General features: G+C 43.4%; 17 protein-coding genes and 1 tRNA gene. 7 read left to right on the top strand and 11 right to left on the bottom strand.

Going from position 1 to position 23,640, the window contains the following annotated elements:
* Positions 1-65: 65 nt before the first annotated feature.
* From AC0VYA_RS03800 to nlpI, 11 genes are all read right to left on the bottom strand, one after another.
* The gene (locus AC0VYA_RS03800; RefSeq protein WP_475490095.1) at positions 66-1,100 is read right to left on the bottom strand and encodes a LacI family DNA-binding transcriptional regulator; all 1,035 of its coding nucleotides are present in this window, start codon (positions 1,098-1,100) and stop codon (positions 66-68) included.
* 145 nt (positions 1,101-1,245) lie between these two features.
* The gene (locus tag AC0VYA_RS03795; protein WP_475490094.1) at positions 1,246-2,592 is read right to left on the bottom strand and encodes an MFS transporter; all 1,347 of its coding nucleotides are present in this window, start codon (positions 2,590-2,592) and stop codon (positions 1,246-1,248) included.
* A 485-nt stretch (positions 2,593-3,077) separates the two neighbouring features.
* The gene (locus tag AC0VYA_RS03790; protein ID WP_475490093.1) at positions 3,078-5,045 is read right to left on the bottom strand and encodes a sulfatase-like hydrolase/transferase; all 1,968 of its coding nucleotides are present in this window, start codon (positions 5,043-5,045) and stop codon (positions 3,078-3,080) included.
* A 9-nt stretch (positions 5,046-5,054) separates the two neighbouring features.
* Positions 5,055-6,854: an alpha-1,3-galactosidase-related protein gene (locus AC0VYA_RS03785; protein ID WP_473478432.1), complete on the bottom strand. Its 1,800-nt coding sequence runs from the start codon at positions 6,852-6,854 to the stop codon at positions 5,055-5,057.
* 489 nt (positions 6,855-7,343) lie between these two features.
* Positions 7,344-8,747, bottom strand: coding sequence for a sulfatase-like hydrolase/transferase (locus AC0VYA_RS03780; protein ID WP_473478429.1), 1,404 nt, complete (start codon positions 8,745-8,747; stop codon positions 7,344-7,346).
* A 516-nt stretch (positions 8,748-9,263) separates the two neighbouring features.
* Entirely contained in the window at positions 9,264-9,590 is a 327-nt protein-coding gene (locus AC0VYA_RS03775; RefSeq protein WP_475491028.1) for a hypothetical protein, read from the bottom strand.
* Positions 9,591-9,772: 182 nt separating this feature from the next.
* A tRNA-Ser gene (locus tag AC0VYA_RS03770) sits at positions 9,773-9,862 on the bottom strand.
* A 322-nt stretch (positions 9,863-10,184) separates the two neighbouring features.
* Positions 10,185-10,778 carry a beta-phosphoglucomutase family hydrolase gene (locus tag AC0VYA_RS03765; RefSeq protein WP_473478308.1) on the bottom strand — a complete coding sequence of 198 codons (594 nt, stop codon included), beginning with the start codon at positions 10,776-10,778 and terminating at the stop codon, positions 10,185-10,187.
* 112 nt (positions 10,779-10,890) lie between these two features.
* On the bottom strand, positions 10,891-11,949 hold the full coding sequence (gene nadA / locus AC0VYA_RS03760) for a quinolinate synthase NadA (RefSeq protein ID WP_473478306.1): 1,059 nt from the start codon (positions 11,947-11,949) through the stop codon (positions 10,891-10,893).
* Positions 11,950-12,048: 99 nt separating this feature from the next.
* Positions 12,049-13,392 carry a sel1 repeat family protein gene (locus AC0VYA_RS03755; RefSeq protein ID WP_475490092.1) on the bottom strand — a complete coding sequence of 448 codons (1,344 nt, stop codon included), beginning with the start codon at positions 13,390-13,392 and terminating at the stop codon, positions 12,049-12,051.
* A gap of 24 nt (positions 13,393-13,416) precedes the next feature.
* Complete coding sequence (nlpI, locus tag AC0VYA_RS03750; protein ID WP_041713301.1) at positions 13,417-14,316, bottom strand: lipoprotein NlpI; 900 nt, start codon at positions 14,314-14,316, stop codon at positions 13,417-13,419.
* A 213-nt stretch (positions 14,317-14,529) separates the two neighbouring features.
* On the opposite strand from nlpI, the gene AC0VYA_RS03745 reads away from it, so the two are divergent.
* The 7 genes from AC0VYA_RS03745 to AC0VYA_RS03715 all read left to right on the top strand — a co-directional run bounded on the left by AC0VYA_RS03745 (position 14,530) and on the right by AC0VYA_RS03715 (position 23,613).
* On the top strand, positions 14,530-14,928 hold the full coding sequence (locus AC0VYA_RS03745; RefSeq protein WP_473478299.1) for a cytidine deaminase: 399 nt from the start codon (positions 14,530-14,532) through the stop codon (positions 14,926-14,928).
* A gap of 278 nt (positions 14,929-15,206) precedes the next feature.
* On the top strand, positions 15,207-16,049 hold the full coding sequence (locus tag AC0VYA_RS03740) for a PEP-CTERM sorting domain-containing protein (RefSeq protein WP_011573678.1): 843 nt from the start codon (positions 15,207-15,209) through the stop codon (positions 16,047-16,049).
* Between the two features lie 375 nt (positions 16,050-16,424).
* A complete protein-coding gene (locus AC0VYA_RS03735; RefSeq protein WP_475490091.1) occupies positions 16,425-17,267 on the top strand; it encodes an Npun_F0296 family exosortase-dependent surface protein in 843 nt (280 codons plus the stop codon).
* 242 nt (positions 17,268-17,509) lie between these two features.
* On the top strand, positions 17,510-18,184 hold the full coding sequence (locus tag AC0VYA_RS03730) for an RNA polymerase sigma factor (protein ID WP_475490090.1): 675 nt from the start codon (positions 17,510-17,512) through the stop codon (positions 18,182-18,184).
* A complete protein-coding gene (locus AC0VYA_RS03725; protein WP_475490089.1) occupies positions 18,181-19,314 on the top strand; it encodes a FecR family protein in 1,134 nt (377 codons plus the stop codon). Before AC0VYA_RS03730 ends, AC0VYA_RS03725 begins: the two co-directional genes overlap by 4 nt.
* Before the next feature lie 170 nt (positions 19,315-19,484).
* Complete coding sequence (locus AC0VYA_RS03720) at positions 19,485-21,974, top strand: TonB-dependent receptor (RefSeq protein WP_475490088.1); 2,490 nt, start codon at positions 19,485-19,487, stop codon at positions 21,972-21,974.
* Positions 21,975-22,113: 139 nt separating this feature from the next.
* Entirely contained in the window at positions 22,114-23,613 is a 1,500-nt protein-coding gene (locus AC0VYA_RS03715) for a purple acid phosphatase family protein (RefSeq protein WP_475490087.1), read from the top strand.
* Positions 23,614-23,640: the final 27 nt, after the last annotated feature.

The raw sequence follows: 23,640 nt of genomic DNA, 5'->3' as shown, positions 1-23,640 counted from the left end.
ATTTTTTTAGCCTAGAACGGATGGATTGATTCATCTAACCCTGACTAGCATTGCCTATATACATTTTATACGTTGACCATATCCAAAACTGAATCTCGTTCTACGAGTGTTGGCATGAAAAGGTGTGTTCTGTTGCCTACGGCCTCTTTTTGGGTGGTCAGCTGTACTGACAGCTCAGTAGCATAAAATGCCATATCATGAACAGGATAGAGCATGGTCGTTAAGTTAGGTCGACATATTTGAGCGAGAAGAGAGTCGTCAAACCCAATAATGGATACATCTTCAGGTATTTTGTAGCCTAAATCCTGCAATGCATTACTTGCGCCGATTGCCATTACATCGTTGTAGGCAATAAGCGCGGTGAATTCGACTCCTGCTTTCACTAACGCTTCAGCGGCTTTATATCCGTTCGCTAAACTGGGGCGCACCGTCATAATATTTTCAGCCGGTATATTTATATTTGCGCGAGCCATTGCTTTTTGAATGCCGAACAACCTATCCTCAGCATCCTGGTTATCTCTATCACATGCGATGACAGCAAATTTAGTATGACCTTTTTTCAATAGGTGCTCTGCGGACATTCTGCCACCTGCAACATTATCTAACCAAACACATCGCTCCGCGAGAGAGTCGACCTGACGATTGATGATGACCAAACCATCGATATTTGCAGCTAGATTTTCTAACGTTTCTTCAGAGGATAATTTGCTATGCAAAATTATGTTTGAGCAACCGTGCTCTCTAAGCGAATTTATTGCTTCAATTTCAGTATCAACGTCACCCAATGAGTTGCTCATCATGACTTTATAATTAGCAGCTTTTGCAGCAGCAGCTACGCCTGATGCAATACTTCCAAAAAATGGACTAGCAAAATTTGGTGTCACAATACCGACCATTTCGGCCTTCTGGCTAACAAGCGCACGGGCGTTGATGTTAGGATAGTAGCCCATTTCAACAATAACACTCTGCACATGAGCTCGGCACTTTTTACCTACTTTTCCCGCTCCGCGTACAACCCTAGAAACGGTTGAAGGTGAAACCCCAGCAACCTTAGCTACGTCTTTAATCGTCACCATTTTATCTGTGTACCCAATGTTCATATTTCATATCTTTGCGACTATTTTGCTAGTATTTTTTATCTAAGTTAACCAATGATATAGTATATCACCACACCAAAAATAAACTGTTAAAATACTGCACGTTAGCGTTTTATTGCATGCATATTTGTTACAAGCACCTCAAACATTAAAGTTTGTGTAGCCTGCTGTTAAATAACAAGAAAAGAATCAATAACGCAATAAACGCGGTACCAAAACTTAATGTTATCCTCATCATGGAAAGCGTATCGTCGCTTTGCATAGAGCCTAGATTGGCGTCAAAATCGATGGCATTCAAAATGATACCCAAAGCGAGTAGCGCCATCGCTTTGCTGATGTAATTCACCCAAGAGTGCATAGAGATAAAAATTCCTTTGATATCGTAGTGACACTGCTTTTCATGTTTTGCGCAAAGATCTGCAATTAATGAAGGGATTATTAGCGCATTACCCGTCCAAACGAAGTTCGAAAACACTGCGTCTAAAACAATCCACCAGCCAATCGATGGAACAAATAAAAACCACTTCACTAAGCCACTCATGGCAGCTATTAAAAAAATGAGTTTCAGTGCATTTAGCTTTCCCATTTTACGCGTCATATATAATACTACCGGTATATATAAGATACCGAGAAACGCATACGCGCTCGATAGCGCGCCCTTCAAAACCGCTCCTTGGGCTATGTCTCCTTCGCTAACGAAATACACCAACAAGTAGTAGTCCATCGACACTGAGCAACCTATTCCCAAGACGATAAGCGTAACAAGCAGCATCAAATAGAGGAAATCAGGATTACGCGAAACCGTTTTAATCTTGGTGACAAGGCTTACTTCTGTTACGACTTGGGTCACCGGTTTTTCCTTGAGGAAAAAAACGGGTATTACGCCCATCGTCACAATCAGCAATAATCCAATTGCCCAGCCAACGATTTTAACACCAGCAAAGATTGAACCAAATATCGCCAGTTGCGTCAGCGGAAAAGCCCACTGATAAGTCATACCACAGACTCGGCTAAATATATTAGTAACCGCAAAAATACGCGTTCTCTGATAACTACTATCACTCGCCTCGAAGGCCATGCATTTCAGGGGGATACTATAAAAAGAGCCTGCAATATGAAAGAGTAACGAAAAGCCACCTAGATACAAGAATTTGTGATTATCACTCCACTCTAACGGCACACTCCAGAGCACACCATACAGGCAGCCACTCGCAATTGCTGCACAAAACAAAAAGGGCTTTCGTCGACCAAATCTTGAGTTAAATCCGTCCGATAAATGTCCTATCCAAGGTTTTAATGTCGTCGCAATAACCATAGGGATCACCGAACATAAACTCAGCAAAAATGGGTCAAGGCCCAGTGTCATCTGATAAAACGGAATAGCAAAAAGCAAAAAGCCTTGATTGCTATAGAACATGGAGACATGTCCAAAACCCAGTGCAAGCAATGTTTTATTTTTTACAGTGCCAGGCTCTGCAGATTCGGCAGTCGACATTTTTGATGCTCTAACGTTGGTAATAGATTGATTGCTCACGGATTTAATTAACAGTCTGCAAAGTAAGCAACCAGTGTAATGCAATTATTAACGTTTTATCCACGGCTAATTCATCATCCGACAGGCTGAGTTTGCTAGCGCCAACGCCAGATATAGACTTAAGCACACGCTACACAAACGGATAAGGAAAGGTGATTATAAACCGAGAGATAAAGCTAAAATCTGATTTAATAAGTCACTCCATGTTTATAATCTAAATAGCCAGTTGCCGATGGTCAAATTAGCTATGCCACGACATTCAATCGAACAAACAAGGTCGAGAGCATCAAGGCAGATTAACCTGACTATCACTTGGGCATTTCAGGGCGAAACGACCTTAATTGTTTTTGTGAACGTATTTTAGAAGTAACATGATGCGAAACTTTCTTCAGCAAGAGGCGGTTTACATTAATCAAAAATGTAACCGAATCAAATGCTTAAAAATACTAATTTTCAGTACTAATGTACTTCCATCTAGCGGTTAACCAAGTGTCCATCATGCGGTAGCCAAGCGCTCTAACAGACAATGTTTTACGTCTTTCTGGCATGAGTGTTTCAGGGAAAATCCATCCTCCCGACTCATGAAAATAAGTCGCTATATTTAGCAACTCTAGTAACGCAATATCACTTGGCGCCTCTGCAAACATTTTACCCAGCGTGACAACGGGGTCAATTTTGCCCACAATTCCTAGAAACTCTGCCGCTCTGCCTCTAACCAAGAGATTATCGTCATATTCTAGCAACTTACTGGCAGATTGAATAAATACATCCGCTTCGTGACCAAATGAACTCAGCACGATTAAGGCCCAATAGCGTTTCCACGGGTTTGTCGATTTCAACAATGCTGCAAGCTGCTTTTCGACCACATCAAACGACTGCAACTGTAGATTAGCAATATCAATCAATTCTGTAATTTCACCCTTGTGTTGTTGTCCAAAAGCAACTGGGTTATTCGTCGCATTCTCGAGTAAATAAGCTTCAGGATAAAAACTTAAGTCAGGCATGGATTTAAGTTGCTTATTTAGCATTGCCCGCAGTTTAACAAGCTCGTCGTGATACTGAGGGTCATCGGCTAAGTTGTGTAATTCATCTGGGTCTGATGCGATATCATAAAGACGTTCTGGCGATTTAGCGCGGAAAAATGCCGATTGAGTATTTGCTAGCTTACCGTTGCGATACAACTCTTTCCATTCACGATAAGCGGCTTGCCTATATCGATACTCGGCGAACATGCCATCAGGATAATAAGGCTGGTAACTACGAATGTATTTGAAGTTTCCTTTTCTAATCGCGCGAAGTAGATCGTATTTTTCATCAAAACGATCAGCATATGAAAAGCTATAATCTCGGGTTGCCAATGATTTTTTACTGACGTCATTTCCTAGAAAAGCACGTCCGTCATGTTGGGGGGATGGTTTAATACCGGCCAATTTTAATAATGTAGGCGCAAAGTCGATAAAGTTTACAAAACCGTCAAGTCTTGTGTTTTGTGCATCTTGCATGTCGTCAGCGAGTAAATATTTGAAATGTTCAGGAATACGAACCACTAAAGGCACATGTAAGCCCCTTTCAAATAGATAGCCTTTACTCGCCGGCATGACACCTCCATGGTCCCCAAAATAAAAGATAAACGTATCTTCTAATAGGCCCTCGTCCGCTAACTTATTAACCAGCTGGCCGAGTTTATTATCGATGATAACGTGGTTATCTAAATATCGCTCTAAGGTGTACCTAAATAAAGCCGTGTCAGGATAAATTGGAAATCTATCCATATTTTTGATGCTGTGGTCATTCGTGTGAGTTGTTAGGTCCTCAATAGGAAAATGCAGCGTATGCTCATGGGTATCTTTCCAGGTCTGCATATGAAAAAACGGCTGATCGGCTTTACGACCGTTCCAAGAAGAAGTTTTACTGGTATCGTTCCACACGGTTGTTTTAGTTTTTTCGGTAAAATTAAAATCGTTTTTAGCATTATTAGAGGTGTAATAACCCGCCTCTTGCATCAGCTGGCCAATAGATTTTACGTCATCGGGCAGCGTAGCAAGTTTATAGGGTCGATGAAATTCTGTGCCAATACGAGGCCCATAAGCACCGGTCGCTAGAGTCGTTCTGGCCGTAGAACACACGGGGGCATTTGAAAAAGCGCTATTGAAGATAAGTCCCTTGGCCGCTAATTTTTCAACATTGGGCATACTGACGCCAAAGCCATCAGGATTATCAGGGTTATCAGGGTTATACAGTTTTAGGAATTCAGCAGAGTTATCCTCAGAGACAATCCACACAAAATTCGGACGTTTTTGATTAGAAGTTTTAGGGCTGCTGTATGCCATGTTAACACCTAAAAGCAAGAATCCAGCGAACAAAGCCAAGGTGTTAGTGAGTGATTTCTTAAATGTATTAAATTGACTATTCACAAAATAACCTTATTTTATCGATTTGTCGTTTTGCAATGTTTTAGCTGACATTGAGTCTACTTTAACAGCTGTTTTATAGTCGCCCTGATAGCGATTATTCTTGAGCGTAACGTTCCGGCTATGCATAAATTCGAAAACTGGCGCATTTGGATACAACTGCTCTTTATCGATATTTTTATCAATAATGTTGTTTTCGATCAGCAACCCATCAACCCTGTCAGCCCAAACAATTCGTCCCCCATGAGTGTCTATTTTGTTATCCACAAAACGTATGTTTCGATCATAGAGTTGCTTTTGATTAAAGCTTTTACCCAATTTAGGGGTAACATATAGCACTGCTTGTTCACCACCAAAGTAAGAATTGTATTCAAAATGGTTATTACGAATTAACACATCACCGACAGCCCCGGCTTCAAACCACACAAACGTTTCACCACGAAATAGGATTGATGCCATCATGGAAGAAAAGTAGTTATCTTCGATCACCGTTTTCAATGGCGTTTTTATAACGACATTTCTCGCCCGATGATTTTTAATACTGGTGCCTCGCATGGTGAAAGTCGGATACCATGTTTTGTTTTCTATCATATCCCCTGGCTTCAAATCCTTGGGTAACACATTCGAGAAAGTGAGCTCAGAGTAAGTTTGGTTAATAACATTTACGTTAGTAACAGTATTGACTTGCTGACGGTCGGTATTTGGTTGTTGAATAAACCACACCTCATCTCCCCTATCAGCAAATTCGTAACCTAATTGCTCCCTGTGTCCAAACTTAAATCTAACCGTTTTATCGCTAATAACTTTGTCAACAATGACGTAAGTACCACGAAGATTGGTGCCATCATCAAGCATATTTTCAAAACGGCTATCTTCTATCAACACATGACCTTTACAATTGGCAAAATGTGTAGCATCGGCAATAGTCGATATCACGCGGTCACTGCCATCGCTCAAATACACACCCGCTTTATGTAAGGTTATATTTTCAGTGCGCTCAAATAAAAATCCCATTCCTAATGCGTGATGAACCACTACATTGTTTAATTCAACATTTTTTGAGTTTTTCACATGAAACGCAGGTGCATACCTGTGTAGGTCGCGATCCCCTTTCGAACTAACTAGACTGCCAACGGGTGGAAAGGCTTTTAATTTCTCATGTATACGTAGCAAGCCATTATCTAATTTCTCTACCTTATTAGGTCGACTCTTTGCATCCTTGATACCAGGATAAACACGCTTAGTATCTGGCTCCCAAGCCAATGAACTACCCAGTTCAGAAAACGAGAAACCATCTACGTTAGGAAAGGTTATTTGTCCATTTTTAATCGCCCACTGATGACTGCCGTTGATTGGCTTCACATCACGCCAAGCCTCTTTTTCATTTACAGCTACAATTTTAGCTAAAAATGTAAAAGGAATATCCCAGTCAATAGACACGTTTTTTATCGTGACATTCTGGCTATGATAAATCTGAAAAGGCGCTACCCGACCATGAAATATGAAGTCGGAACCGTTGCCGTCAATTTCTACAGATTTAAAGTCATCTAAGGGAAATACGACTTTCTTTAAGCCATTACCATGATTGGTAATTGTACTAAAACGCTCAGTGGCAAAGTCCGGCAGAAATCGATACTCGCCTTTCTCGAACACAATCTTAATATTTTTATCGTCTGTGGCGTTAAGCGCTTTTAATAGAACAGGGGTCATATCGCTCGCAGAGGGGGATAATCGTATCTCAGTGGTTGCTTGAGCATTCGCCGTGAACGCTATTACCAGACAACCTACAATCAATGCCATCGTCTTCTTCATATTACCTGCCTACCGTAAAAGTGATTAAATTTACATTCGTTGTTTAGTAAATTGATAGCGCACATGGTGCCATTAATTTCAAAACAGGGACTACGTTATCCCTAATACTAACTAAAATATTTTAAATAAGCACTAAAACAACAAAATAAACACCTCAGACTCACACTTGCTTTACATCTATACCGATTAACAAGAACGAGAGGAATACGTCCTCTGATATCAACCCGCGACAAATAACATTTTAGCGAACATAGCCTAATGTAGGCTCGCCCAGTCGCTAAATGGAAGGTAGAAACATAGAGTGTGTAATCGTAGAGGAGCTAGTTTTTTATATTTTCCTAGCTTGAAATGAGAATAGACGATGTGCTGATACTGTGGCTTACAGTAGTGATTATGCTTCCATGCAAAAGCAGCAAAACACATTAATGCTCGCTGCCATGTCCTGGCAATCTTCAACTCAGAGCATATTATCAGTTGTACTAGAACAGATTACTTGACGCCAGAATACTGCTCTACTCCCATCTCTTGTTCCCACAGTTGAAGTTTCTGTTTTAAACGAGCAACTTTTTCAGGGTGCTTGTCAGCTAAATCCGTAGCCTCACTAACATCATCGGGAATGTTATAAAGTTTGAGCGTCCCACTACGATAGACGATCAATTTCCACTCTTTTTCACGCACTGACGCATATAAATCCTGATACGCACGATATCCATAGATGGCATCCCCACGCGTTAATTCAGTGTTATTTTTAATGGTACTCACAAGTGATACACCGTCCAAATCTTCAAAGTTGCCAGGCTCTAAGCCTGCGAATTCAACGATGGTGGGGAAAAGATCCGTCGATTGAACAATACTGTTATTCACAACTCCTTCTTTAATGACACCCGGCCAACTAACGATAAAGGGGACTCTCGCTCCCCCTTCATAAAGGGTATCAATACGTTTTGTCCCACGAAGTGGGGAGTTATCAAATAAGCCACCTTGATCCGACAGCAACATGATGATGGTTTCTTTTTCTAATCCCTTAGCACTAAGTGCTTGACGTACCTTGCCAACTGATTCATCGATAGCACTGATCATTGAAGCATATTGAGCATCCTCTTCAGACATGCCTTTTAACTTGAAATGAGCGACTAAATCTTTACGACCAACAACAGGGGAATGTATTCCGTAATACCAGAGCGACAACATGAATGGTTGTTCTTTATCATAATCACCAATGAAATCGACTGCTTCGCGAGTAAGTCTATCAGTCAAATACTCATCTTTTCCGTCTGCTAGCGTACTAGAAAATTTGAAATAAGGAGGATAATAACTTGATGGGTGACCGAAGTTGGAAGTACCAATTTGCTGATCAAAACCTTGATCAATAGGGTGATATCCTTCGTGGCCTAAATGCCACTTACCAACAAATGCGCTATAATAACCAGCCTGCTTTAATGCCTCTGCATAGGTGATATATTTTGTGTCAAGCCAGTTGGTACTTGGCATTTTAGCCGGATCTTTTTCCCACAAATGTGTTTTTTGCTTAGTACGTCCATATTTATCAAAACCATATTGAGGCTTTTGCGGAATATGCCTCACCATCTTTAGCCTAGCTGGATGCAATCCAGTGAGGAGCGTCGCACGACTAGGGCTGCAAGTCGGCGTTGCAATATGCATGCTATCGAACTCCATACCTTTAGCCGCTAGTTGAGTGATATTAGGTGTTTCGTATTTTGGCGTTCTACTTTCGGTTGCCATCCACCCCATATCATCAACGAACAACATAACAATGTTTGGTTTTTTTACATCTTGCGCTTCAACAACTTGATCGGCATAACAAAATGATAAAATTGAACTGGCAATATACAAAACGGCAATACATGGAAGCTTTCTATTGTCTGAAATCATACTCTATCCTTAATTTACACTCTTTGGATCCTCAACTACCGACGGTTCAGAAAGCGTTCTTCATTCGCTTTCAACCAATAGCCACTCACTTAGCAAGTAAAAACTAGGTAGTCGTCAAAGTAAAAATGTCGGAGTAACATGTCTTCCCTCATCGGATCAATAAAAGCTATTGAAACGCGTTTAAATTGGACTTTTAATTAACTTTCATTCGGAAAGTTGCTAGCGACCTAAAAAAAAGGATAACGATGTCCCTACAGCTTGTAAATAAAAAGTTTTATTTGTGGATTTTCCTAGGTTTCCTTAACTACTGTTGGTTCAATATAAAAACCACCTTTCATCGTTAATACGCTTAAAGGCCTATTAGAGTTATTTGTATTGAGTCACTTAATAGTATTGCGAATGACCCCTGAAGCAATTATTAGCGTTAGAACAGACATGGCAATGCCTGCCATTACAAGGCGCCTTTAAAATAGGGGCTTATTGGATTTCAAGACTTTTGAACATTAGCATTTCAGATCAAACGAAACAGTTGGGATAGATATCCCCATCTCTAAAGTCTCTACCATTAGGGTTCCAATGAAGGTTTTCATTTTCCTTATTGTGGTACACAAGGAAGTCTTCATAGTTATCTAAAGCTTCAATCTTGTCTCTTGTATGAACATACCAACGGTTAGCTATGATCTGACAGTCTCTTAGACTTAGCTCGTTGCAGTTATCACCTTTGAGTTGCAGGTCTGCTAGTCGTATTTGGCTATCAGCATCTGCAAGTAAGGGGATGATTAGACTTTTGGCTTCAGTTAAATCTTTAGTATTAAGTGATTGCTTAAATACAGCTTTCCCAATGATAGGGACTAGACGTTTTGGTACGCCTTTTCTGAGCTAATAAATGCCGGATTTTGGATGTTTGAAAGGAGAACTCATTATACTCATTTGTACCAACCTTTTGTACCAGTTGGCACGCAAGGTCAATCCGCTAAACCCTAGAAACAACAAGGCCCTGCGTTATGCAAGGCCTTGATGGTATATGGCGGAGAGAGAGGGATTCGAACCCTCGTTAGGTTTAACCCTAAACACACTTTCCAGGCGTGCGCCTTCAGCCACTCAGCCACCTCTCCAAAACTTTAATTTACTCTTCGAAAAATTATCGAAGTTAACACGTCCATGATGATCAGCACCCAGTCCGTTCAGTCGGGCGGTGCTATGCACCTAAAGAGGCCGGCTTCACCCACCTCTCCAAAACTTTTCAGACTGTGCTTGCCAACCTGCAATAACAGCGCATTGCCTCTTACTAGTAAAGTCTAACAAGCTTTTCAGCAGGCGCGTATGTTAGGGAAAACCTTTGGCCTGCGCAAGTGTTTAGTTTGATTAGGCGGTTAAGACGCTCATTATCTAAACGATTAATACTAAATAAGCGTCATAAACCGGGTTAACTAGTGTTTAAGCAACAGGCAGCTCTATCTTGCCATTGATGACCATGATGCAATCCATTCCTGCATGTTGTGCGGCTTGGCGGCCAATTTCAGTGTCTTCAAACACGACACACTCGTCAGCATTCAGGCCCATGTTTTTAGCGACGGTTAAGAATGTTTCACCATGGGGTTTACCATGAGTGACATCTGACGCCGTGACGACCGTTTCAACCCTTTCAAGCAGGCCGGTTTCGGTCAACATTCGAATGGCGTTTTCCCGCTCTGAGCCAGTGCCAACGCCCATTTTCAGGATGCCTTTGTAACGCTGCATTACGTCAAACGTATCTTGGATCACGGTTAGGTTTTCATCTAGCGCTAGCCAAGCTTGGCGCTTAACCTCGGCAACTTCATCTAAGTTGTGATCCATGCCGTGCTTTTTATTCAGTAACTGCGCTATTTGACGCGTGGGGACCCCCCCTAAGTCATGAATATATTGAGCATCGTATGGATAACCAAAATGTTCACAGGTTTGTTGCCATGCAACCGCGTGGGAGCCCATTGAGTCGATTAACGTACCGTCCATATCAAAAACGATCCCTTTGTAACGGCTTAAATCTGGCATGATTGCTCCTAAATAGTCGAATTAAAACATAACACTATACTGTTTATGTGGACGAAAAATGAAAAAGCCAGCATTCGCTGGCTTTCAATCAGGATTACTAACGAGAAACGAACTAGGCGTTGCCTGTGACCTTCATTTTCAGCTCAGCGGAAAAATCAAGCATTCGATCAAGCGGTACTAAGGCCTTTTTACGTAGTTCATCGTCTACAAATATTTCGTGACCTGTCGTCTCGGTCAGCGCTTTGTATATCGCTTCTAATCCATTCATTGCCATCCACGGGCAGTGCGCACAGCTTTTGCACGTTGCACCATTGCCTGCAGTGGGTGCTTCTAAAAAGGTTTTGTTCGGCTCTAACTGTTGCATCTTATAAAAGATGCCTCGGTCAGTGGCGACGATAAAGGTGTCATTGGGCAACGTGCGAGAAGCATTAATAAGCTGGGTCGTAGACCCTACAGCGTCGGCTAACTCCACTACACTGGCGGGTGACTCTGGATGTACAAGCACAGCAGCGTCCGGGTATAGGTGCTTCATGTCGCGCAGGGCTTTGGCTGAGAACTCGTCGTGCACGATACATTCGCCCTGCCACATTAACATGTCAGCACCGGTTTCTTTAGCTATGTATGACCCTAAGTGACGATCAGGCGCCCAAATAATCTTTTTACCTTGGGCGTCCAAATGCTCAACGATTTCAAGGGCTATGCTTGATGTTACCACCCAATCTGCACGCGCTTTTACCGCAGCAGATGTATTGGCATACACCACAACGGTATGCTCAGGATGTGCATCACAAAACGCCGAAAACTCGGCTTCTGGGCAGCCGATATCCAGTGAACAAGTGGCATCAAGGGTTGGCATAATTACGGTTTTGTCTGGGCTGAGTATCTTTGCTGTTTCACCCATAAAACGAACACCTGCAACAACAAGTGTTTGCGCATCGCAATCACGGCCAAAGCGCGCCATTTCTAAGGAGTCAGAAATGCACCCTCCCGTTTCTTCAGCTAGCGCTTGGATTTCATGATCAGTATAGTAATGCGCAACTAACGTGGCATTCTTCTCGATGAGCAATTGTTTAATTTTGTCGATGTAATCTTGTTGCTGAGCAGAAGTTAATCGCGCTGGTTTTGCCGGGAACGGATAATCCACCGTACCGATAGAAAGTGCCTGATTCATAGTGCTTATTTGGTTACCACAAACATCATAATTAATCCGCGTAGTATACCGATAGTGTGAGCAAAAATCACACTTCCCGTTATATTCAATCGCACCGTCTTAATCTGCTTGCAAGTACTGCTGGTAACGATCGCGCCAATACTTGCCACGCGCAGACTCACCTTTAGCCTCATAGCCTTGATATAAATTAATGTAAGCAGGCGTTAATAAGGGCTTTTCCAATAAACGTTCGGCCCACACTTTTAGATAATAAGGTGGGATATAAGCGATGTCGTAAAATTCCATAAACGTCATTTTTCTACTTGGTTTGTAGCCTTGCGCTGGGTGATTATCACAAGTGCGAGATTCACTCATTGTCGTGGGAGCAGTCATCCCTAAAGTTTGCCATTGCTTTATATTCGGTTTTTTCGCCGCCTTGCTCACGATTAGATTTGGTGCATCATTCGAATTACAAATGCTGTTCGCTAATCCTGATGACAAGGGATATTCATCTACAAAACCAGCAAAATGCGCGAGTTCATGTACAAAAACGTTGTAATCATCTTTGCTATCTAAAAACATAATCCCATTGTGTACATTCGCTTTGCCCTTATCCGCAAGCACCACTATATGGGTAAAACTCTGCTTAATAAGAGGAACACTTAATGCGGTAATATCGCATCCTAAGCGCTGAGCACCCCGCCAGTTAGCTGAGCAAGTGAGTTCGTGTGATGTAAGCCAAATAGGTTGATTAATACAGATAGGCAGCTCTTTTAATCGAGTGTCTTTTTCAAAACGAGTTTTAAAACGCTCTCCCTGTAAAACGGAATGAAGTGTGCCAGCCACCATTTGCAGCTGCTGGGCACATTCTTGCGACGAATTACGCCCAGAGGAGGCGAAATTGTTCTCAAAACGTATCATATTAAGTAACGCGGTTGCACGACGACTACCAATTTTCTTAGCTTGTCTCAACGCAGCAACAGCGTTTTCTTCTTCGCCAAGCAGGGATAACCATTCAGCATAGTACACCGCACTGCCCGCATCTTGCTGCGCAGCTTTTGCCAACCAGTATTGCGCTTTTTGCCGTTGATTCTTGACGATAAAATGATGATAAAGCGCTACCTGAGCATCTACATCACCTTGTGATGCGACGTAGATAAATGCCTTTTCAGAAGCGCGACTGCGTTTTCTACTTGCTTGTAAGTGAGAAAAATACTCCTGAATTTGGGGTGAGCCAGCTAATTTTGAGAAGTGTAACCAATATCCATTGTCAGATTCGATGGCTACTTGGCTTATTCTAGATAACGCTGTCGGGTCGCCATATTGATGAGCTTTATACAAAAAATGGAATGGATTCGATTGTACGGCCGCTTGCGCATTTAGAAAGGCTAAGTAGTAAGTTGAATCACTGCGCCCGGCAAACAGCCAAACCACACAACAAAGCGACAGGCCTACCTTTAGCACTTGTCGTCTCTTAAGCGCAAGCTGCTATTGTGGCCCTTCACTTTCAGCAACGGCTTTATCGCGCAGCATATCAAGCTCAAGTCGCGCATATCTGTGTTCAACATATTCAAATACGTTGGTGCTCAGAGCTAACTTGAAGTAATTCGACGCCACACCGCGGTTACCCAAAGCTGAGTTATATTTTCCCAGATAGAAATACGCTTCACAAAGGCGATCCGTCAACTCTTGCTGACTTTTTACCCCTTGAATTAGGGCGTTTAATAATGCCTGTTCATCTATACGTCCTAGATATAGGTCGACTAAATGTGTCGCCCAGTTGTCTTCGTCTAAGTTTTCACGATTATTGCTTAACGTAATTAATGCATCTGCTTGGTCAAGTTCGCTATGGGCAATAAAGGACCAAAGTGCACGATAAGGATCGGATTCATCATTTCGGTAGAATTCACTAAAATCATTCACGGCTAAATCGGCACGGCCACCGTAATAAAGCGCAATCCCACGATTCAAAAATGCAAATTCATAATCAGGATTAATGTCTAATGTGGCATCAAACGCTTCATAGGCTTGTATAAAATTCATTTGCTGGGTGTAATGTACCCCCAAAGAATTATACGCCTCCGCCATATCTGGTTTAAGACGTATTGCATGATCAAAATCGTATTGGGCTAAACCAGCAAGTCCAACGCTGTCATACAACATGCCGCGTTGATGGAGTAACTCTGCCCTTTCTTGATCTTCTAACGGTGCTTTCTCAAGAATTTGGTTATATCTAGCAATCGCCATTTGCGAACGCACGCTCATGGGCGCAGGTTCAGCGAGTAATAAGTTACTCATCTGTGCTTGGCTTTGCTGAGCTTGATTGCTACTAGCACAACCACTTAATATCAATCCTAAGAATACCAGTGAGAAAAATTTATTTTGCATTGTAATTAGCATAAGAGTAGGCAACGCTCGGTCTAAAATGTGATGGCGATAAAAATGCGGAATCGGCCAGGAAATGAAGCTTAGTAAACAGGCAGGGTGGCGTATTTACCCATAAATGTAAAGACAACGAGAAGGCGAAAATTGCAATCTACTGTATCAAGTTGTAAAAATAATGCACACTAGCCGGCTATTGAGAAAAAAAGCGATACCATTTTGAATAAGCAACAAACTGATTTACAAAGCCTCTTTAATGCCGCTTTGGATGTACAAGCCAAAGCACACGCTCCTTATTCTGATTACAGAGTGGGCTCTGCCCTAGTGGCAGAAGACGGTCAAACGTATACTGGCTGCAACGTAGAAAACGTGTCATTTCCGCTAGGTCAGTGTGCCGAAGGAAACGCCTTAGCAGCGATGGTGGCAGGTGGTGCGAGGCAAGTCCGTGAAATTTTAATTGCCAGCCCAAATGAACACTTTTGCTCACCGTGTGGCGGGTGTCGCCAGCGTATTTTTGAGTTCGCCAGCAAAGACACTTTAGTTCATATGGCCACCAGCGAAGGTGAAATTAAAACGCTTTCCATGAATGAAATTTTACCCTTTGCATTTGAGCAATAAAAACCTCGTTAGCCCTGACGCCTGACAAAGAAAATATTTGCACACAACAGCATTGATTAAAAATCAACCACCGTTATAATATGCCGAGTTTCGAAGCGTACCTAGTTAGAAACGCTACAAATTAAAGCCTGTCTACTTTTTTTACACTGACTGTTGAGCGTCAATTAGCCAAAAGTCTAAGATGTTGGATTAAAAGGATTAATAAGAAGTGGCTCAGTTTGTGCTTTATCGACAATACATATCACAGTTGCAGTTAGGTCGTCGTACAGGAGTAACCTATGACACGTTTATTTAAGAAAGCTAAATTCATATCAGCAGCCGCTTTACTAGCGCTAACTGCATCGCAAAACATTAGCGCCGCTACTATTACCTTAGGTGGTCAAGCGGCCACAGACGGTTCTGGTAAGACAAGCGCCAATGTTAACTCGAACAATACTATCAATGCCATCAGCGACGGTTTCTTTGTAGAAACGTTCGATAGCGCCACCGCAATTCCAGGGCTACCGACTGCAAATGACACAACTTATAATGTGGCAGGCAGTTCTACTGGTTGTGCAATCAACTCACCATTACTTGTTCAACCTAGCTCCACTAACGTGTTAAATGTACGTACAGGTTCAGTGAGAAATGTAGCAGCTGCACCTGCTGGTGACACGACTTGTTATGCTTATACCACACCTGAAACGGTTGGAACTGATAGTTACGTAGACATCGATTACACCAATTTCTTAGCCAACATCGGTACAATAGATGCGTCTTTAGCTGGTTCAAGCATTGACTACCTAGGCTTTTATTGGGGATCAATCGATACCTATAACACCTTTGAGTTTTACTCTGATACTGACCAATTAGTGAAAAGCATTGCTGGTCAAGAAATATTAGATCTTGTTGGTGGTGTTGAAGGTGACAGATTATCTGATAAGTCCAATGTTTACGTGAACATAAACTTCAGCGTTGCTGAAGCTTTCACCCGCTTACGTGTTGTTTCATCTGGCGTAGCCGGTGAGTTCGACAACATCGTGGTTGGTTTATCTAATCGTAATGTACCTGCACCTGCTGGTTTGGCTTTCTTAGGTCTAGGTCTAATCGGCTTCGTATTGCGTAAAAAACTGCAGAAGTAATATTAACAATTCATAAAAAAAGTCGGTTCGCCGACTTTTTTTATGCCTGAAAATAAGCCGCATTAAAGACAAACGCCAACAGTTAAAAAGTCCTCTATTCAGTCCTATTAAGTTGTTAATAATGGGCTGACAAGTTTTTGCTTTACGCAAAGCTTCAATCCCTTATTTAACGTGTTCTTAGTTGCGATTTCCCCCTTAGAAAACTTTACACTAAGCGTGTAAATTTCGTACACATTAGTCACCTATTTTTACGCTTTCGGTATAGATATTTACCGGTCAGAATGCAATACCATGATAATGCTCAATAATTTGTTCTGGCACGGCTTATGCTAATACTTTAGTAGCAGTAACTGTAGCTGCATAACGGAGTTACACATGAAAAATTCAATGACTAAAAACAGTATAAAATTATTTAAAACGACCTTAATCGCTTTGGCAGTTAGCCAGTCTGCGCATGCGGCGGTTATTTCCTTCGGGGGCCAAGCCGCCACTGACGGCTCGGGCAAGACGAGTCTAAAAATCAACGCTGACAACACGATCAATTCTTTGTCCGACGGCTACTTTGTAGAAACGTTTGACAAAGTCACCGCTATCGATGCGCTGCCCTTGACCCAAGATGAAAGCTACAACGTTGCTGGCTCATCAAACGGATGTGCCATCAACTCACCATTAGCCGTTACAGCCAGTGGTTCGTCCGTGCTTAACGTTCGTAAGGGGTCAACTAGGAATGTTGCCGCGGCACCTGCTGGCGATAACACTTGTTATGCTTACACAACGCCTTCCACCGTGGGTGTGGATAGTTTTGTAGATATCGATTACACAAGCTTTCTAGACAGTATAGGAACAACCGTGTCGTCACTTGCTGATTCTCGCGTTAATTATTTAGGCTTTTATTGGGGCTCGGTAGACACCTATAACTCTTTTGAGTTTTACTCTGACGATGCACTCGTGGGCAAAATAACTGGCGCTGAGCTTTTGGCCGAACTAAACGGCACCGCTGGTAACCAAGTCGCGGATTCATCAAATGTCTATGTCAACATAGCCTTTGATGCAAACGAAGCTTTTAACAGACTTCGAGTTATCTCTTCTGGTGTTGCAGGTGAGTTTGACAACATCGTTGTTGGATTAGACAAGCGAGACGTGCCCGCGCCAACCAGCCTTGCTATCTTCAGTTTAGGGCTATTAGGTCTTGGTGTTGGAAAGCGCCTCAAGAAATAATGAATACACTTTACATCAAAGCCGGCTTGCCGGCTTTTTTTATATCCATTTGTTTATTTTTCTTTCACCCTTGAACACTTTGTGCAACGAGCCTATGCAGAAAAGCAAATGCACAGCCTGTGAAGTCCGTCATGAAAAATATGAAGTTTTTATGAATATTAGCCCAAAGCCACCAGCTGTCATGTTTCTGTTTTACTCCGCGATTACTATCCATCCGTTTTTAGCGTGTAAGAGTAAACACAATGAGCAAAACGCTACAAAAGGCTTCACTGTTTTTTCTAAACTCCCATGTAAAACCCCAAGCTTTAGAAATAACGTCCCCTGCGTCTAAACCAAAGAAGATACAAGCGCCTAACGCAATCGATAAGCTGTTCAGAGATCATTGGCGCGATGTGTGCCGCATACTGCACAAATGTTACGGCTCAGGTCCACCAGAGCCAGAAGACGTGGCCCAAGAAGCGTTTAGCCGTATTGCCCAACTACGTGATTTTGAACAAATAGAAGACCCCAAAGCCTATATCATTAAAATAGCGATGAATATTACCCTCAAATCGATAGGACGTTTGTGTAAAACTCGTGAGCTCATTGCACAGCATACTCAACTCCCAGAAGATCAGTGTGATGACGTTTGCCCCGAAACTATTTTGCAGGGTGAGCAACGTGTTGCTGCAATACAAAAAGGCACAGAACAGCTAACTGAGAAGCAACGCGACATTTTGATGCGCGCCCGGATCAAAGGCCAAACGTATTCTGAAATATCCTTAGATACCGGCTGGAGTGTTGCAGATATCTGCCGCCAACTAAACGCGGTAATGGCAATTTTAGAGCGCATTGATGAGCAGGAGAATAACGCCAACGACCAAGCTTTCTCATCACATATGTCGCCCCGCAATATCTCAACAGAGCCAAGGTCATGACACATACAAAGAACAATTCTAGCGACACCGGGCTAAACAATAGCAATCGACCAAGTGTTAAAAAAAGCAATGAGCGCAGCGCGAATCATGAAGTGAATGAAAGCAGTGAATACGAGCAGGCTTCCGGCTCATCCTCGCCTCAAGCCAGAGCCAGAGAATGGTTAACGTACTTATATTGCGGACATACCAGCGCAGACAAACGCGAAGAGTTTGTTGTGTGGCTCAATAGCAGTGACGATAACAAACAAGCTTTTAACCACAGTCAAAAAATATGGCAAACCATAGGCATGACAGATTCTGCGGTAGAATGGATACAGCAACATGCAGATCAACAAACGAACACAGCGCATCTAGTAAAGCCCAAACGTGTATTCGCAAAATCCTTTTTGGCGTTATGCGCAATGGCCGCCAGTGTGGCTTTACTTGCGTTCAATGGTGTATTTAACACAACCGCTCATCTTGAAATTCCTCAACCGCAAACCGCGTTCACCTCGCCTGTGGGGCAAAATCGCCAAATCACCTTAAGTGATGGCAGCGATGTGACGCTTGCTGGCAATTCAAGTATTTTAGTCGCGTTCAATGAGACTGAAAGGCGTATAACCTTACGTAAAGGAAGCGCCTACTTTGATGTGACTCATGACCCTAGTCGCGTATTTTCCGTTACGGCTCAGCAAACTCAAGTACGGGTGCGTGGTACCGCGTTTGAGGTAAAATACAGCCCAAACAATAGTTTGAAAATTTCAGTTCAACGGGGTTTAGTTGATGTCGCTGACCTACCAGAAACAGCAGGGCAAAGGGAGCAAGTATTACAGCTAAGACCAAACGAACAACTGCATACTGATATCCAAGGGAGGTTTATCTCACCTATTACTGTTTTTCAGCCTGAGACTGAATTTGCTTGGTTAGAGCAGCGGCTGATTTACGATAACGTTCCCCTCAAAAATGTCATCATGGATATTAATCGCTACGTGAAAAAACCAGTGGTTATTTTAGATAACAGCATTAACGAACTGCCTATCACGGCATCATTTACCTTCGAGCAAATCGAGCCCATGTTAGAGGGATTAGCCTCGGCCTACCCCATAACACTCACCCATGAAGCCACTCGGAGCGTATTAACCGAAGAATAATGTGCAACGCCAGCAAGAGCCAAACCTTGCTGGTACACCTTTACCTCTCCTGTCGGATAAATAACGACCCGCTGTGTGAAGTTTTTATGAAACAAGCACTTATGCTGAAAAAAATATCGCGCTGATGACTCTTCTAGCGAAACCTATATTAACTAACTGGAAGTAACATCATGAATACACTTACACGTTCAATTAAATTCGCTTTGTTTGGTACTGCCCTCGCAGCTTTGACACCCGCCTACGTGTTAGCTCAGCAAACCCAAGTTAATATTTCAGTGCAACCACTTGGGCAAGCATTGAACTTGTTATCGCAACAAACCGGCACGGTTATTATTGCTCCAAGTCGCCTTGTCAGCGGCAAACAGGCTATTGCCACCTCAGGTGAACTTAGCGTTCTCAATGCGGTAGAAAAATTGTTAGATGGCAGCGGCTTACAAGCATACGAACAGCCCAGCGGCGCGATTGTTATCAAAAAAGCGTCACTAAAAAATAAATCTCAAAATAAACGTGCCGCAAGCTATCAAGCCCCGATGGACGAAGTTGTTGTGACTGCGTTAAAGCGCGATAGCAGCTTACAAGATACTCCTGTGGCCATTTCAGTGTTGGGCGCAGACGAGTTAAAAGCCCAAGGCGTAACTGACTTCACAGACTTAATTGATAGCCTCTCAGGCATTTCCATTAACTCTGCTTTTGGTGGCCCTGAAAACAGCTTTATCACCATACGTGGTATAGGCGGCGCTGATGACTATAAGCCTAACGGTAACCCGTCCGTAGCCTTACACGTTGATGGAATTTATCAAACCTCCAACGCTTATTTGAGCATGCCTCTTTTTGATTTAGAGCGCATCGAAGTACTCAAAGGACCCCAAGGCACCCTCTACGGGCGCAATACTACGGCCGGGGCAATTAATGCTATCACTCGTGCCCCAGGTGAGGAGTTAAACGGCTACGCCGATATCGAATACGGCTCGTACGACTTTGTGTCAGGCACAGCAGCGGTTGGCGGCAAGGTCTCTGACAAGTTAGGCGTTCGCGTTGCGGTTCTTATGGAGCAAGGTGGAGGCTTTATGGACGGTAAAGGTGCAGGCAACTTCGCAGGCTTTGTACCCCAAGGCACCCAAGGTATTGTGCCCCCAGTGGCTGACCCAGGTGAGCGCGACGGATTTGGCGATGCAGATTTATTCGCCTTTCGTGGCACAGCCGTTTACGACTTTGATGATGTGACGTCTCTTACGCTGCATTACTTTACCAGCCAAGACCGAGGTGACACCCGCCAGTATGACCGTGTTGCATTTGAAGATGACAACCCTTCACTTAACGCAGGGGAAGGTAACGACCCTTACGATTTTTACACCAGCGAATATTATTCTCATGAAATCGATGTGAGCGGATTTTCAGGAGACGTTAGCCGCCAATTACAATCAGGCTTAAACCTCGACATATTATTTGCATTGCAAAGCAGTGAGCGCAATGTCAGTGGTAACGGAGACGGCACGTCATTTCCTCGCTACCAATACAACTTCGACGATGATCTTGACCAAACATCATTAGAAATTCGCTTGAGTGACGCAACCGGCGGCGAATTTGACTGGATAGCAGGGGCCTTCTTTATGAATGACTCTGTTGATTTCACCAGTAACTGGACCAGCTACGCGGTGCTATCTCAATACAGCTCGCCCTACAATCAGCGCCGTAACAGCTTTGCGACCTTCGGAAACATCGACTGGAACATTTCAAACGACTTAGTGATAAGCGGTGGCCTGCGCTACACCAAAGACAATGCGAAATTCCGCGGTGAAAATATTGATGCCGATCCATGGGGATTATCAGTTTTCGAAGAAACCTTTAAAACAGACGCCAACTTCTCATGGGATCGCGAGTTTGACGACAGCAATGTCTCAGGCAAACTGGCTATTCAATATTTTATCAACGATAATCTCAACGTTTTCGCCTCCGTGAGCACAGCCTATCGTGGTGGCGGTTTCGACGGCACATCGATATTCTCTGAAGAAGAGACCCAGCCCTTCGAATCAGAAGAAGTACTCGCGTATGAAGCAGGGGCACGGTATGTAACAGACAATATCAACTTCACCTTTGACCTGTTCTCGTATGATTTTGAAGAGCTGCAAGCAACGGCGCGGCTATCAAACGACACCAATGGTAGAACTAACGTGGGCGAAGCCACCGTGCGCGGTGCAGAAGCCTCAATAGCAGTCACGTTATATGAAGCCAATGATCACAAAATCACCTTCAATACTGCCGGTACTTATCTGGATACGGAAATCACTGAGTTTAGCTCTAATCGGGTGAACGATGTGGTCAGTACCATCGGCGACCCACTGCCTGGCTCTCCTGAATGGAGTCAAACGGCGGTACTAAATTACCAAACATCACTGGCTAACAATACCCAACTCAACGCCCGTTTGAATTACAGTTACCACGGTGAAGAGTCGAACCGCTTAAACGCTGGCGATGGCAATACAGCTCCCTCGTATGATTTGCTCGGTGTACGCCTAGATGTAACGTTTGCAAACGGGTTAAATGTTTACGCTTACGGTCGCAACATCACAGATGAAGTGTATTTTCTTGAGTTAAACGGTGGGGCGCGTTTAGTCGGCGCACCGGCCACATACGGCGGTGGTGTTAGCTACGCCTTTTAGCCTCACATTATTCATTCACATTGTTTATCTCACTATCATGGCGAGTACGAACGCTCGCCATGAGTATATCCCTTCAAACACGCCACCGTTTTTCAGTGGCGTGTTTTTACCGTTAATTTGTTTGGAAAAAGGTTTACTTATGACAGTCCGTCTTTTCTCGCAGCCTTTAAGCCTGGCTCTGCTCCTACCGCTTTTGCTGTACGTGAGTGTCGCCAATGGCGAAGCGGTTTCAGTTAAAGCGTTAACCCCACACCCAGTTGCCACCCAATGGCCGGATCGTATCATTGCTACTCCAACGGTCTCCCCAGAAGACAGCTTTTCGGTGACATGGCGTACCGATAATTCAGTCAACAGAGCCTACGGAGAAATTGTTCAAGCACAACCTGATGCACGCTATGATACAAACGCGGCTCAGTTTGTAGCGAAAACGCACAGCGCTGCACTGGCCAATGGAATCGGCGACTCTGGTCACTTTCACTATCCAGCCAATGATGGTCAGCCCAATGTTCATTACCATTCACTAACCTTCAAAGATTTACACGCCGATACGTATTACAACTACCGTGTTGCGGGCGCAACGGGTATGTGGTCCCCGTGGCAACAAATTAAAACCGCCCCTGTTGATACCCATCAAGACTTTTCCTTCTTGTACTTCGGTGACGCCCAAAATGGTATTTATTCACATTGGCCATTAGTACTGCGCCGTGCTTGGCAACATGCACCGAATGCTAAATTTGCTATTTATGCGGGGGATTTAGTCAATGAAGGAGCAAGCGATCAACAATGGTCAAACTGGCTGAACGCAGGGCAATTCATTCATCGTTCATTACCAGCGGTGCTCGTGGCCGGTAACCATGAATATGATTGGCAAGTACAAGAAAACGCGCAAAAAAGCTGGGCACTATCCACATTGTGGCAAAGCCAGTTTACCCTGCCCTTGACCCCTTCTTTACCTAGCGCACTGCAAGAAACAGCCTACGTTACCCATTACCCAGAGATGGATGTTTTTGTACTTGACTCCGAAGCCCGTGGTGACATCAATTTATTGCAAGCTCAAGCGCATTGGTTAGACCAAGCGCTACAAACTAGCACAGCGAAATGGCGCATCGTGACGATGCACCACCCTATCTTCTCGTCATGCGGTATACCGTTGAATACCCCAGGGCAAGATGAACCCGAAATACGCGCAGCATTTTTGCCCATTATGTTAAAGCACAAGGTTGATTTGGTGCTGCAAGGCCACGATCACGCCTACGCGCGGGGCAGCATCGGCATTCAAAGCGACATTCATAAAATGGCCACACCTTCCTCAACGAAGCAAGTTAAAACCGTATTTGTCACCTCTGTAGCAGGACCTAAGACCTACCCGATTAAATCGACGCGCTGGGATGAATACGATGACTACGATGTCACACTAGAGCGCATTGGCGAGAACACCCCAACCTACCAAATCATCAAGAAAACCCAGGATAATCTCATTTACCAGTCTTTCACCTCTAATGGGCAGATTTACGATGAATTCACTTTACGTAAAGACAATCAAGGAAATAAAACGTTAAGCGTCGCTAAGGAGTTACCCCCCCAGCGCACATTTAAAAATACCGGTTTATACAAAACTCATCACGATTTAGCTGAGTAATAAGCCTACCTCCATATGGGCATGCAG

The organism is Paraglaciecola sp. QJM3NY_14 (assembly GCF_056173245.1).
Note: the sequence above shows the minus strand (reverse complement) of the source record. Positions and strands in the feature narration are given on the sequence as shown.

Excerpts from the sequence above, each read along its gene's own strand:
- AC0VYA_RS03800 (WP_475490095.1), bottom strand. The coding sequence starts at position 1,100 with ATGAACATTGGGTACACAGATAAAATGGTGACGATTAAAGACGTAGCT.
- AC0VYA_RS03795 (WP_475490094.1), bottom strand. The coding sequence starts at position 2,592 with ATGTCGACTGCCGAATCTGCAGAGCCTGGCACTGTAAAAAATAAAACA.
- AC0VYA_RS03785 (WP_473478432.1), bottom strand. The coding sequence starts at position 6,854 with ATGAAGAAGACGATGGCATTGATTGTAGGTTGTCTGGTAATAGCGTTC.
- AC0VYA_RS03780 (WP_473478429.1), bottom strand. The coding sequence starts at position 8,747 with ATGATTTCAGACAATAGAAAGCTTCCATGTATTGCCGTTTTGTATATT.
- AC0VYA_RS03765 (WP_473478308.1), bottom strand. The coding sequence starts at position 10,778 with ATGCCAGATTTAAGCCGTTACAAAGGGATCGTTTTTGATATGGACGGT.
- nadA (WP_473478306.1), bottom strand. The coding sequence starts at position 11,949 with ATGAATCAGGCACTTTCTATCGGTACGGTGGATTATCCGTTCCCGGCA.
- nlpI (WP_041713301.1), bottom strand. The coding sequence starts at position 14,316 with ATGCAAAATAAATTTTTCTCACTGGTATTCTTAGGATTGATATTAAGT.
- AC0VYA_RS03740 (WP_011573678.1), top strand. The coding sequence starts at position 15,207 with ATGACACGTTTATTTAAGAAAGCTAAATTCATATCAGCAGCCGCTTTA.
- AC0VYA_RS03735 (WP_475490091.1), top strand. The coding sequence starts at position 16,425 with ATGAAAAATTCAATGACTAAAAACAGTATAAAATTATTTAAAACGACC.
- AC0VYA_RS03730 (WP_475490090.1), top strand. The coding sequence starts at position 17,510 with ATGAGCAAAACGCTACAAAAGGCTTCACTGTTTTTTCTAAACTCCCAT.
- AC0VYA_RS03725 (WP_475490089.1), top strand. The coding sequence starts at position 18,181 with ATGACACATACAAAGAACAATTCTAGCGACACCGGGCTAAACAATAGC.
- AC0VYA_RS03720 (WP_475490088.1), top strand. The coding sequence starts at position 19,485 with ATGAATACACTTACACGTTCAATTAAATTCGCTTTGTTTGGTACTGCC.
- AC0VYA_RS03715 (WP_475490087.1), top strand. The coding sequence starts at position 22,114 with ATGACAGTCCGTCTTTTCTCGCAGCCTTTAAGCCTGGCTCTGCTCCTA.